Origin of the sequence: Pseudomonas sp. PDM21 (assembly GCF_014852505.2) — a bacterium.
GTDB lineage: Bacteria > Pseudomonadota > Gammaproteobacteria > Pseudomonadales > Pseudomonadaceae > Pseudomonas.
The window spans coordinates 3,858,913-3,870,315 of the sequence record NZ_CM181223.1 but is presented as its reverse complement, the minus strand read 5'-3'; the positions used below and the strand labels follow the sequence as shown (position 1 = coordinate 3,870,315).

General features: G+C 66.6%; 10 protein-coding genes. 6 read left to right on the top strand and 4 right to left on the bottom strand.

Annotation, left to right across the window (positions count from 1 at the left end):
* The first annotated feature begins 3 nt into the window (after positions 1-3).
* The 3 genes from IB275_RS17720 to IB275_RS17710 are packed head-to-tail and all read left to right on the top strand — an operon-like array spanning position 4 to position 4,587.
* Positions 4-1,248, top strand: coding sequence for a TolC family protein (locus IB275_RS17720; protein ID WP_192295808.1), 1,245 nt, complete (start codon positions 4-6; stop codon positions 1,246-1,248).
* A complete protein-coding gene (locus IB275_RS17715; RefSeq protein WP_192295807.1) occupies positions 1,248-3,407 on the top strand; it encodes a type I secretion system permease/ATPase in 2,160 nt (719 codons plus the stop codon). The genes IB275_RS17720 and IB275_RS17715 overlap by 1 nt, the downstream gene beginning before the upstream one ends.
* Complete coding sequence (locus IB275_RS17710) at positions 3,397-4,587, top strand: beta-barrel domain-containing protein (RefSeq protein WP_192295806.1); 1,191 nt, start codon at positions 3,397-3,399, stop codon at positions 4,585-4,587. The genes IB275_RS17715 and IB275_RS17710 overlap by 11 nt, the downstream gene beginning before the upstream one ends.
* 252 nt (positions 4,588-4,839) lie before the next feature.
* Here the strand turns inward: IB275_RS17710 and IB275_RS17705 are convergent, their stop codons facing one another.
* From IB275_RS17705 to ccoN, 4 genes are all read right to left on the bottom strand, one after another.
* Positions 4,840-5,700: a LysR family transcriptional regulator gene (locus IB275_RS17705; RefSeq protein WP_192295805.1), complete on the bottom strand. Its 861-nt coding sequence runs from the start codon at positions 5,698-5,700 to the stop codon at positions 4,840-4,842.
* A gap of 74 nt (positions 5,701-5,774) precedes the next feature.
* On the bottom strand, positions 5,775-6,908 hold the full coding sequence (locus IB275_RS17700; protein WP_192295804.1) for a CBS domain-containing protein: 1,134 nt from the start codon (positions 6,906-6,908) through the stop codon (positions 5,775-5,777).
* 123 nt (positions 6,909-7,031) lie between these two features.
* Positions 7,032-7,235: a hypothetical protein gene (locus IB275_RS17695; RefSeq protein ID WP_192295803.1), complete on the bottom strand. Its 204-nt coding sequence runs from the start codon at positions 7,233-7,235 to the stop codon at positions 7,032-7,034.
* Between the two features lie 10 nt (positions 7,236-7,245).
* A complete protein-coding gene (ccoN, locus tag IB275_RS17690; protein ID WP_192295802.1) occupies positions 7,246-8,691 on the bottom strand; it encodes a cytochrome-c oxidase, cbb3-type subunit I in 1,446 nt (481 codons plus the stop codon).
* 381 nt (positions 8,692-9,072) lie between these two features.
* Here ccoN and IB275_RS17685 point away from each other — a divergent pair, with 381 nt between their 5' ends.
* The 3 genes from IB275_RS17685 to kdgD all read left to right on the top strand — a co-directional run bounded on the left by IB275_RS17685 (position 9,073) and on the right by kdgD (position 11,399).
* Positions 9,073-9,444 carry a DUF6306 domain-containing protein gene (locus tag IB275_RS17685; protein WP_192295801.1) on the top strand — a complete coding sequence of 124 codons (372 nt, stop codon included), beginning with the start codon at positions 9,073-9,075 and terminating at the stop codon, positions 9,442-9,444.
* A gap of 164 nt (positions 9,445-9,608) precedes the next feature.
* Positions 9,609-10,349: a FadR/GntR family transcriptional regulator gene (locus IB275_RS17680; RefSeq protein ID WP_192295823.1), complete on the top strand. Its 741-nt coding sequence runs from the start codon at positions 9,609-9,611 to the stop codon at positions 10,347-10,349.
* Between the two features lie 138 nt (positions 10,350-10,487).
* Positions 10,488-11,399, top strand: a complete 912-nt coding sequence (kdgD, locus tag IB275_RS17675; RefSeq protein ID WP_081519705.1) for a 5-dehydro-4-deoxyglucarate dehydratase — start codon at positions 10,488-10,490, stop codon at positions 11,397-11,399.
* Positions 11,400-11,403: the final 4 nt, after the last annotated feature.

The following is an 11,403-nucleotide window of genomic DNA, read 5'->3' as shown; positions in this document are numbered from 1 at the left end:
TGCATGACGCAACGCAACGCCTGGTTGTACGGCCTGCTGCTGGTGAGCGTGGCAGGCCAGGGGCAGACACTGGAGGAGGCCGTGCGCGCCGGCCTCGCCATCCATCCCGAAGTGCGCGCCGCGGTGGCGGAAGCGGAGCGCGGCAAGACCGACGTGGAGATCAGCAAGGGCGGTTACTACCCGCAGGTGAGCATGTCCGGCGGGCCCAACGAGTTCGACTTCGGCGAGGTGGTCTACGACCTCACCGCGTCCCAGATGCTCTACGACTGGGGCAGGATGAAGAGCAAGGTGGACAGCGCCAGGGCTACTCACCGCCAGTTGGATGAGACCGCGCTGGTGAGCCGCGAGGACGCGGCGCTGGACATCACCGAGACCTACCTCGATGTGCTCGCCGCGCAGGCTCGGATCGAGACGGTGCGCGAGCACATCCAGCGCCTGGGCGACATCCGCGAGATGACCCAGGCGCGTGGCGGCGACGGCTATTCCGACCGCAGCGAACTGGACCGCGCCAACCTCGAACTGTCCCGCGCCCAGGAGCAGTTGGCGCTGGAGAAGGGCGCCCTGCAGGACGCCCGCAACCAGTACGAGGTGCTGGTCGGCAAACCGCCGGCCGACCTCGCCGAACCGGAGCCCCTGTCCATGCAACGCTACCTGGTCGGTACCGATGTGAACCGCCTGATCGTCGACAGCCCGCTCTACCGCAAGGCCGCCGAGGACGCCGAAGTGGCCGAGGCCAAGCTGCGCGAGAGCAAGGCCTCGCTGCTGCCGCAGGTGAACCTGGAGGCCTCGTCGCTGCGCCGGGAGATCGGCGGGCACCTGGAGAACGACTCGGTGGTGTCGCTGCGCCTGCGCATGGATACCTTTGAAGGCCTGTCCAACTTCCGCCGGCCCACCGCCGCCCAGCAGCACCTGGAATCCACCCGCTGGACCCGCGACGCCATGCAGCGCGATATCAAGCGCAAGCTGCAGACCCTCTTCGACACCGACGACACCCTGCGCTGGCGGCAGGATTCGCTGGTCCAGCAGGTGCGCGAATCGGAGCAGGTCAGTGGCGTCTACCGGGACCAGTTCGAGGTCGGCCGGCGCGACGTGATCGACCTGCTCAATGTGCAGCGCGAGCGCTTCGAGGCCGAGCGCCAACTGGCCAACCTGCGCTTCGAGCGCAAGCGCGTGGAGTACCGTGCCGCCGCGCAGATCGGCCTGCTCGGGCCACTGCTGGAAAACCACCTGGCCCCGGGAGCCTCCTGATGAACGCCGAGAATGTGGCACTGCTGTCGGACCATGAGGCCGAGGCCGATCCGCTGCGCCAGGGGCTTTCGCTGCTCTGCCGCCAGCTGGGCCGGCCGCTGGGCGTCGCCGAGCTGGGGGAGGGCATGCCACTGCACCTGGGCCGCCTGCCGCTGCGCTTCGTGCCCCGAGCCCTGCGTCGCGCGGACATAGTTGCGCGGGTCGAACGCCTGGCCCTGGCGAAGATGGATAATTACCTGCTGCCGGCGCTGCTGCTGCTCGAAGACGGCTGCACCCTGGTGCTCTGCGAGCAGGATGAGCAGACCGCCAGCGTGCTGGTGCCGCACAGCGATGGCGGCGTCGAGCGGATTGCGCTGGCCGAACTGGAGCATCGCTACAGCGGCGTAGCGATCTTCGCCAAGTGCCGTTACCGGGCGGACGGGCGCGTCGGCGACTTCGCCAGGCGTGAGCCGGACCACTGGTTCTTCGGCCCGCTGAAGCGGCTCTGGCGTTCCTATTTCGAAGTCGCCATGGCGGCGATGATGGCGAACCTGCTGGCGATTGCTTCGGCGCTCTTCGCCATGCAGGTATACGACCGAGTGGTGCCCAACGCGGCCATGGATACCTTGTGGATCCTCGCCACCGGCGTGGGCCTGGCCATCGTGCTGGAAGGCGTCATCCGCGGGTTGCGCGGGCACCTGCTGACCACCATGGGCAAGCGTATCGACCTGCAGCTTTCCACGCTCCTGTTCGAGCGCGTGCTGAATACCCGGCTGGCGGCCAAGCCAGGCTCGGTGGGCGCTTTCAGCACGCAGGTGCGCGAGTTCGAAGGCGTGCGTGAATTCTTCACCGCCTCCAGTGCGGCGATGATCAGCGACCTGCCGTTCGTGCTGCTGTTCCTGTTGATCATTGCGCTGATCGGCGGCCACCTGGTCTGGGTGCCGGCGGTGGCGGCATTGCTGATGTTGATTCCCGGACTGTTCTGCCAGGGCGTGCTGGCGCGACTGTCGCGGGAGAACCTGCGAGAGGGCGCGGTGAAGAACGGCATCCTGCTCGAATCCATCGAGAACCTCGAATCGGTCAAGGCCACCCGCGCCGAGGGTCGCTGCCTGCACCTCTGGGAAAACCTGACCGCGCAACTGGCCGGCAATGCCATGCGCACGCATACGCTGACCACGGCGCTGTCCTATGGCGCGAGCATCGTGCAGCAGCTGTGTTACGTCGGCGTGGTGGTGTTCGGCGTGTACCGCATCAGCGCCGGCGAACTGAGCGTTGGCGCGCTGGTGGCCTGCTCGATCCTCGCCGCTCGCGCGGTGGCGCCGCTGTCCCAGGCCGCCGGCATCCTCGGTCGCTGGCAGCACACCAGGGTCGCCATGGAAGGGCTCGACCAGTTGATGAAAGCGCCCATGGAGCGCCCGCAGGACAAGCGCTTCGTGCGCAAGGAGCGTCTCGCCGGACACTATCGCCTGGAGGCGCTGAAGCTGGCCCACGGCGAGAACCCGCCGGCGGTGGACATCGCCGCGCTGGAGATCCGCCCCGGCGAGCGCATCGCGCTGCTGGGCGGCAACGGCGCCGGCAAGTCGACCCTGCTGCGCCTGCTGGCCGGGTTGTACGACGCGCAATCCGGGCGCCTGCTGCTGGACGACGTGGCCATCGCGCAGATCGACCCTTCCGACCGGCGCCGCCACATCGGCTACCTGCCCCAGGATGTCGCGCTGTTCTACGGCACCCTGCGCGACAACCTCAATCTGGAAGGCGCGGCGATCAGCGATGACGAGATGTTCGAGGCACTGGATGGCGTCGGCCTGGGCGATTTCGTCCGCTCGCACCCGCTGGGGCTGGACCTGCCGCTGCTGGGCAACGGCAGCCTTTCCGGTGGTCAGCGTCAGGCCGTGGGGCTGGCCCGTGTGCTGCTGCAGGACCCGCCCGTGGTGCTGCTCGACGAGCCGACCGCTACCTTCGACCAGAGCACCGAGCTGCACGTCATCGGTTACCTGCAACGCTGGCTGGAAGGTCGCACCCTGGTGATGACCACGCACAAGAAGACCATGCTCGCCGTGGCTACCCGCGCCGTGGTGCTCAGCCAGGGCCGGGTGGTGATGGACGGCGCCCTGGATCAGATCGTCAAGGACCGCACCGTACAGATTCCCGGACAGGAAGGAGCCGTCCATGGCCAGTGAAACCCGCGCTGCCGAACGCCTGCGCCGCGAGCTGCAGGACCCGCTGCTGGCTTCCAGTCACCCGGTGTCGCGGCCGCTGCTCTGGGCACTGCTGCTGAGCCTGTTCGCCGCTGTCGCCTGGGCAGCCTGGGCCGAGCTGGATGAGGTGACGCGAGGCGATGGCCGCGTGGTGCCCTTTAGCCGCATGCAGAAGATCCAGAGCCTGGAGGGGGGCATCCTCGACCGTCTGCTGGTGCAGGAGGGCGAGCTGGTGCAGGTCGGTCAGCCGCTGGTGCGACTGGACCGCACGCACTTCGAGACCTCCTGGCAGGAAGCGGCCAACCAGGCCGAGGTCCTCGGCGCCGCCATCGCCCGGCTGGACGCGGAAGTCATGGGCCAGGACCACATCGTCTTCCCCGCAGGCATGCCCGCCGACGGCCCGGTGGCGCGTTCCGAGCGTGAGCTGTTCAAGTCGCGGCGCGACAAGCTGGAGGAGAACACCCGCTCGCTGCAGCAGCAGGTTCGCCTGGCGCAGAGTCAGCTGGCGCTGGTCAAGCCGCTGGTGGAGCGCCGCGCGGTGAGCCAGATGGAGGCACTCAAGCTGAGCCAGGACATCGCTACCCTGAGCGGCAAGCTCACCGAACTGAAGAACACCTATTTCCAGGATGCTTACACTGAGCGGCAGGAGAAGAAGGCCCAGCTGGCGCAGATCGAGCCCATCGTCCAGCAGCGCAAGGACCAGCTGCGTCGCACGGAAATCCTCTCGCCGGTGCGTGGGCGGGTGAACACCGTGTTGATCAGCACCCGCGGCGGCGTGGTGCAGCCGGGCGAGCCGATCATGGAGGTGATTCCGGTGGAGGAACGCCTGCTGGTGGAAGCCAAGGTCAAGCCGCGCGACGTGGCCTTCCTGGTGCCGGGCATGCCGGCCAAGGTCAAGATCACCGCCTACGACTACAGCATCTACGGTGATTTGAAGGGCACCCTGGAACAGATCAGCGCCGACACGATCGAAGAAGATACGGTGCACGGCAAGGAGTACTACTACCAGGTGCTGATCAAGACCGACGGCAGCCAGCTGATGCGCAATGGCGAGGTGCTGCCGATCATCCCTGGCATGGTCGCCGAGGTGGACATTCTCAGCGGCAAGCGCAGCGTGCTGAACTACCTGCTGCGGCCGTTACTCAAGGCGCGGTTGATGTAACCGTGGCTGAAAGGGTCGCCGCGTAGGGCGGATAACGCCTGTGGCGTTATGCGCCCTACGTGTCTGGCCTGATATTCAATGGGTCAAGGCAACACCCGGCATACGCCTCCTTCCCCTGACAGGGAAGGGCCGGGAACCTGGGGAGGACAAGGCGTGGCATCTGTAGGGGCGAGCCTGCCTGCCATGGTTGTCCGGGCGGGGCTTGCGGGCGGGCTCGCTCCTACGGCGGCCGGCAGCACCGGTTCATCGGGCTCAGATCATCGGATCCCAGCGCTGCGACCAGTCCGGGTCCTGCGCCACCACCTCGCGCAGCAGCGCGAAGGCCTGCTGCAGCACCTGCGAATCGCGGTCCCGCGAATACACCAGATAGGTCGGGTAGCTGAACTCCGGCGCCTTGGGCACGCGGCGCAGTACCTTGCGGTCCAGATAACTCTGTACCACCCGCGTGCGGAAGTAGCCCGAGCCGCCGTTCTCCAGGATGTACTGCAATGCCAGCGGGCCGAGGTTGAACGATACCGGCGCCTTGGACAGTTCCGGCAGGGCGCTGTCGTGCTGCTGGCGGAAGCCATCGCCCCAGTCGATGTAGACGTAGGGCTCGGGGTTCTGCGCACGCACCAGGATCAGCTTCTCCTCCAGCAACTGCTCCACCTGCATCCCCGGCCAGTAGGTCGGCTGGTACACGAGCGCGGCATCCAGCACGCCCAGCTCCAGCTGGCGCAGCAGGCTCTGGCCGTCGCCAATCTCGGCGCGCACTGCGTGGTCACCGATCGACTGGCGGATACGGCTGACCCAGCGCAGCATCAGCGGGTTGCACAGGCTCACCTCGCCACCGATATGCAGCACGTTGTGGATGCCTTCGGGCAATGGCAGGTCGCGCTGGGCGGCCTCCCAGGTCTGCAGGATCTGGTTGGCGTAGGTGACGAAGGCCTCGCCGTCCGGCGTCAGGCGGGCCCCGGCGCGGTTGCGCACGAACAGCGTGCAGTTGAGGTGCGCCTCCAGCTTCTGCACCCGCGCGGTGACGGCGGTCTGGGTGACGTGCATGCGGTCGGCGGCGGCCACGAAGCTGCCGTGGCGGACGATTTCCAGGAAGGTGCGGGTGAGGTCGATGTCCATGCGAGAGCTTCTGCGCGAATCAGGCGGCCAGTGTAACGGAAAGGGCGGTTAGCCCAGGTGAACTGAAAGCGCGGTCAGCCCAGGTGACTGAGCAGGTCACGCTCCAGCGCGGCGATCAGGTCGGTCTGGGTGATCACGCCCACCAGTTCGCCACGTTCCAGCACGGGCAGGCAGTGCAGGCCGTGGTCGGAGAGCAGCGGGATCAGTTCCACCGCATGGGTGTCGGCATCCACGTGCAGCACCGGGCGGGTCATCACTTCGCCCAGCAGGCGGTCGCGGTGCAGGCCGATGCCGCCCAGCAGGCGCTTCCACCAGACGCCCCTGGGCACCAGCAGGTCGATCAGGCTGACGATGCCCACCAGCCGGCGCTCCTCGTCGAGGATCGGCAGAGCCTTCAGGTGGTGCTTCACCAGCAGGCGCAGGGCGTGGCTGAGCGGGGTTTCCGGCGAGGCACAGATCAGGTCGCGGGACATCACTTCCCGCGCGCGGGTATCGCCCATGCTGCGGCGCAGGGCGTGGCGCTCGGTGCTGCGCACCAGGCGCTCGAGGTCGTCGCGGGTGATGTCGACAAAGCCCTCAAGCTCGTCCAGCGCCTGGTCGAGGTCGGCGGCCTGGATGCCGACCCGCGCGCCGGGGGCAAGGTCTTGGGTCTGGTGATTGTCCGGCGCGAGGCTGCGGCGGCGCGGGTAGGGCATGCGCGTCAGGTTGTTGAACAACAGGGCCAGCAGCACCAGGCCGAGGCCGCCGCTGATGGCGGATAGCGATGCCATCCACACCGGCTCGCCAGGTACGGGTGAGGCGAAAACCATGCAGAAGGCCAGCGCACCGCCGGGCGGATGCAGGCAGCGCAGCGGGTACATCAGCAGCAGGCTCAGGCCCAGGGCTAGGGCCGCGCTGGCGATGCCGGCGGGCAGGAAGAGGCCGATCAGCAGCGCCACCAGCGAGGCGCACAGGTAGCTGCCGATCACCGACCAGGGCTGGGCGAGGGCGCCGGAAGAGACGGCGAACAGCAGCACCGCCGAAGCGGCCCAGGGGCCGGCGAAGTGCAGCGCCACCGAGGAGCCGAACAGCAGGCCGCAGGTGGCGGCGCTGAGCAGGAAGCCGAGGCTGGCGCCGAGCGAGGCGCGCAGCCATTCGCGCGGGCGGGTGTGGGGAATGTCGGGCAGGTACGTGGCGGCGCGGTGCCGCCAGCCGGTGAGGGCGGGCATCGGAAGGTCCGGGGAGCGAAGTCTGAAAAAAACGGGCTCTCGCGGGAAAGAGCCCTGCAAGGTGCCAACATCGGCACTCGGGGAGGCTCCGTCCTTGGAGCAGGAAATCACTAGCGTCGGAGATCAGGCGCGCAGTCGGTAGGGCGGAGGCGGTTCCGGCAGCGGCTGGACGATTCTTTCGCAGTGCCGGCCGGTGGCCGCGCTCATGCGTCGTGCGGCGTCCGGGTCGTCGGCGAAAGGCAGCAGTGCCGCCTGCTCGTCGTCATGGCGACAGGATTGCCAGCAGGCGGCGATACAGGCGATCAGGCCGATAAGGCTCAGCAGCATCGTCGCCTCCTCAGGCCGCGGCCGCTTCGAGGTTCGACACCGGCTTGCCGGCGCGCACCGTGGCCCAGGTATTCCAGGCCATCAGCAACATGCCGCTGGCGAAGGTGGCCCCGCCGATCAGGCGCACGATGTAGCCCGGATGGCTGGCCGCCAGTGCCTCGACGAACGAGTAGGTCAGCGTGCCGTCCTCGTTCACCGCGCGCCACATAAGGCCTTGGGTGATGCCGTTGACCCACATCGAGGCGATGTACAGCACGGTTCCGATGGTGGCGAGCCAGAAGTGCGCATTGATCAGCCCGACGCTGTGCATCTGCTCGCGACCGTAGAGCTTGGGGATCATGTGGTAGAGCGCGCCAATGGAGATCATCGCCACCCAGCCCAGGGCGCCGGCATGCACGTGGCCGATGGTCCAGTCGGTGTAGTGCGACAGCGAGTTCACCGTCTTGATCGCCATCATCGGGCCTTCGAAGGTGGACATCCCGTAGAACGCCAGGGACACCACCAGGAAGCGCAGGATCGGGTCGGTGCGCAACTTATGCCAGGCACCGGAGAGGGTCATCATGCCGTTGATCATGCCGCCCCAGCTGGGCGCCAGGAGGATCAGCGACATCACCATGCCCAGCGATTGCGCCCAGTCGGGCAGGGCGGTGTAGTGCAGGTGGTGCGGGCCGGCCCAGATGTACAGGGTGATGATCGCCCAGAAGTGAACGATGGACAGGCGATAGGAGTAGATCGGTCGCTCGGCCTGCTTGGGCACGTAGTAGTACATCATGCCGAGGAAGCCCACCGAGAGGATGAAGCCCACCACGCTGTGGCCGTACCACCACTGGATCATCGCGTCGGTAGCGCCTGAGTAGAGCGGGTAGGACTTGAACAGTGTCACCGGGATCGCCAGGTGATTGACCACGTGGACCATCCCGGTGACCACGATGAAGGCACCGTAGAACCAGTTGCCGACGTAGATGTGGCGCACCTTGCGGCGGGCGATGGTGCCGAAGAACAGGTAGGCATAGATCAGCCAGAGGAAGGTCACCCAGACGGCGATGGGCCACTCCATCTCGGCGTATTCCTTGGACGTGGTGATGCCCAGCGGGTAGCTGATCACCATGGCCACCAGGCTTGCCTGCCAGCCCCAGAACAGCAGGTTGGCCAGGCTGTCGGAGATGATCCGCACACGGCAGGTGCGCTGCACCACGTAGAAAGAGGTGGCGAACAGCGCGCTGCCGCCGAAGGCGAAGATCACCAGGTTGGTGTGGATCGGCCGGATGCGCCCAAAGCTGGTCCAGGGCATCTCCAGGCTCAGCTGCGGCCACACCAGCTGGGCGGCGATGAACACGCCCATGAGCATCCCGAGGATGCCCCAGCCTAGGGTGGTGAGGGTGAAGCGGCGAACGATGTCGTAGTTGTATTCGGCGTCGCGGGGGGTGTGCTGATCGAGGGGTATCGCGCTGTCCATCTTGATTCCGTCGTACTCCGGTTGACTGACGGCTCCCTGGGCACCCGAGAGTGCTAAGCGTTGCTTAATCGGCGAAGAGGCAAGGTAGGAGGCAATTCGCCGCAGGGAGCCCGATCAGTCTGAACAGCGGCGATGGATGCAACAAACGAATAATAATGCTGCATAAGTGCAGTTATTTTGATTTCAAGGTGGAGTGCTGGCACGCGGCCGCTCTGCGATGCCTTGTCCGGGGTCAAGGCCGACGAGCAGCGCAGCGGAAAGGAAGAGGTACCACATGGGCTGGATGTATTCTGAAAATTGCAGCGTCAGTGCAATTCAATTCATTTAAAACCGTTTCGCGAGACGGTCTAGGATGGGCCTTCGCGATGACCTGGGGGCGTCATGTCCGACGATCTGATTGACTGGTTGCAGACCTTGATGCGCGCCGAGCGCGCTGGTGCACGGGTGATGCTTGACAGCCTGCGGCAGGCCGACGAGGCCGTGGCACGCAACCGCCTGGAACGTTTGCACCAGGGCGAGGCGGAAAGCTGCCGGCGCCTGCGTCGTTGCCTGGAACGACTGGGCGCCACACCGGATACCGGCGTGGGCGATTTCCATGCCAGCGCCATGGCCATCGACGACCTGGAGCTGCGCTTCGACTTCATCGGCCGTGGCCAGCGCTGGGTTGCCCGGCAGATCACCCAGCGCCTGCCCCAGATTGACGAACCGTGGCTGCGCGAAGAACTGGAGGCGGTGCTGCGGTTGCATCAGTGAAGCCCTGCAGATCGCGGCGGAATCGGCAACTACCGGGAAACTCCGGCGCTCCTACAGACGGAACACGGGAGCAGGAGAGAGTCATCACACAACGGCTCGGCCATGGCCGCGCGCCATCCCGATGTTGTACGATGACCGCCACTTCATCCATTCCAGCGACCACCATGCCGACCAGCCCGCTTCCCCGCAAACGTTCCCGCAGCCTCGCCCATGACGTGGTCGCCGAGCTTTCCGCGCGTATCCGCGATGGTCGCATCAAGCCCGGCGACAAACTGCCCACCGAGTCGGCAATCATGGCCGAGCAGGGCGTCAGCCGCACCGTGGTCCGCGAGGCGATCTCCCGGCTGCAGGCCGCGGGGCTGGTGGAGACCCGTCACGGCATCGGCACCTTCGTGCTGGACACGCCCAAGGACGGCCCGTTCCGCATCGACCCGGCGACCATCGTCACCCTGCGCGACGTGCTGGCCGTGCTGGAACTGCGTATCAGCCTGGAGGTGGAGTCCGCCGGGCTCGCCGCCCAGCGCCGCAGCCCCGAGCAACTGCAGGGCCTGCGCGATGCCCTGGATGCCCTGGAGGAGAGCCAGGCCAACGGCCGCGACGCGGTGGCCTCGGACTTCCAGTTCCACCTGCGCATTGCCGAAGCAACCGGCAACCCGTACTTCACCGACATCATGAGCCACCTGGGGGCGAGCATCATCCCGCGCACCCGCCTCAATTCGGCGCGCCTGGCCCATGACGACCAGAGCCACTACCTGGCGCGGGTCAACCGCGAGCACGAAGACATCTTCGACGCCATCGCCCGCGGCGACACCGACGCCGCCCGCGCCGCCATGCGCCTGCACCTCACCAACTCCCGCGAACGCCTGCGCCGCGCCCACGAATCGGCCGAAGAAAAACTCGGCTGACGAGCGGACGGAAGAAAAGGTTGTCTGACGACTTGTCGGCTTTTGTTTGTAGTTGTACGATGACAGACAACATGACGCCATAAGCCGATTGTCGTTGCACCTCTTCCTATAAAAATTCGCTTTGCAGGGTGATCGCCAATGAATCCACAAGAACTGAAGTCCACCCTTTCGTCCGGTCTGCTGTCGTTCCCCGTGACGGACTTCGATACCCAGGGCAACTTCCGCGCGGACACCTACGCCCGCCGCCTGGAGTGGCTGGCCCCTTACGGCGCCAGTGCACTCTTCGCGGCCGGCGGCACCGGCGAGTTCTTCTCGCTGGAGCCCAATGAGTTCTCCTCGATCATCAAGACCGCGGTGGATACCTGCCGTGGCCAGGTACCGATCCTCGCCGGCGCCGGCGGCCCGACCCGCCAGGCCATCGCCTACGCCCAGGAAGCCGAGAAGCAGGGCGCCGCCGGCATCCTGCTGCTGCCGCACTACCTGACCGAAGCCAGCCAGGAAGGCCTGGTGGCCCACGTCGAGCAGGTCTGCCGCTCGGTGGACTTCGGCGTGGTGGTCTACAACCGCAACGTCTGCCGCCTCAATGCCGACAGCCTGGAAAAGCTGGCCGACCGCTGCCCGAACCTGATTGGCTTCAAGGACGGGATCGGCGAGATCGAGCCGATGGTTGCCATCCGCCGCCGCCTGGGCGAGCGCCTGACCTACCTCGGCGGCCTGCCGACCGCCGAAGTCTACGCGGCGGCCTACAAGGCGCTGGGCGTGCCGGTGTATTCCTCCGCTGTCTTCAACTTCATCCCGAAGACCGCCATCGACTTCTACAACGCCATCGCCAGCGACGACCACGCCACGGTCAACCGCCTGATCGACGACTTCTTCCTGCCGTACCTGGCCATCCGCAACCGCTGCGAAGGCTACGGCGTGAGCATCATCAAGGCCGGCGCCAAGCTGGTTGGTCATGACGCGGGCCCGGTGCGCGCACCGCTGACCGACCTCACCGGCGAAGAAGTCGAGATGCTCGACGCGCTGATCAAGAAACTCGGCCCGCAGTAAGCCG

Bases quoted from the DNA above. Each gene is read 5' to 3' on its own strand.
- IB275_RS17710 (WP_192295806.1), top strand. From the start codon at position 3,397: ATGGCCAGTGAAACCCGCGCTGCCGAACGCCTGCGCCGCGAGCTGCAG.
- ccoN (WP_192295802.1), bottom strand. From the start codon at position 8,691: ATGGACAGCGCGATACCCCTCGATCAGCACACCCCCCGCGACGCCGAA.
- IB275_RS17705 (WP_192295805.1), bottom strand. From the start codon at position 5,700: ATGGACATCGACCTCACCCGCACCTTCCTGGAAATCGTCCGCCACGGC.
- IB275_RS17685 (WP_192295801.1), top strand. From the start codon at position 9,073: ATGTCCGACGATCTGATTGACTGGTTGCAGACCTTGATGCGCGCCGAG.
- IB275_RS17680 (WP_192295823.1), top strand. From the start codon at position 9,609: ATGCCGACCAGCCCGCTTCCCCGCAAACGTTCCCGCAGCCTCGCCCAT.
- IB275_RS17720 (WP_192295808.1), top strand. From the start codon at position 4: ATGACGCAACGCAACGCCTGGTTGTACGGCCTGCTGCTGGTGAGCGTG.
- kdgD (WP_081519705.1), top strand. From the start codon at position 10,488: ATGAATCCACAAGAACTGAAGTCCACCCTTTCGTCCGGTCTGCTGTCG.
- IB275_RS17700 (WP_192295804.1), bottom strand. From the start codon at position 6,908: ATGCCCGCCCTCACCGGCTGGCGGCACCGCGCCGCCACGTACCTGCCC.
- IB275_RS17695 (WP_192295803.1), bottom strand. From the start codon at position 7,235: ATGCTGCTGAGCCTTATCGGCCTGATCGCCTGTATCGCCGCCTGCTGG.
- IB275_RS17715 (WP_192295807.1), top strand. From the start codon at position 1,248: ATGAACGCCGAGAATGTGGCACTGCTGTCGGACCATGAGGCCGAGGCC.